1 protein-coding gene is annotated in these 247 nt (G+C 70.9%); it reads right to left on the bottom strand.

Annotated elements, in window-relative coordinates; translation table 11 throughout:
* A partial coding sequence (locus AC5Y42_RS23640) for a glutamate-cysteine ligase family protein (RefSeq protein WP_499900989.1) occupies positions 1 to 247 on the bottom strand: 247 nt, incomplete at both ends.

The raw sequence follows: 247 nt of genomic DNA, 5'->3' as shown, positions 1-247 counted from the left end.
CCCGCAGCGCGCCGCATCAAGCTGGCTCCACACCCGTTGGCGGGTGGACAGCCAGCCCGAAAACCGCCCACTCAAAAGCGGGGAGTTGGCGGCGATGGCGACCATTATCGGACCCAGCGCATGGGCCAACCGCACCCGCGCCGCCCACCCCGCCTGCGGTCCGGCGTCGAGGTTAACCTGGACCGACGCCGTCGACGTCATCATCGCCGCGCCGGGCACCCCGGTGCGGCTGGCCACGAAAAACTGC

It is taken from the genome of Mycobacterium sp. NGS48, from assembly GCF_059812585.1.
Note: the sequence above shows the minus strand (reverse complement) of the source record. Positions and strands in the feature narration are given on the sequence as shown.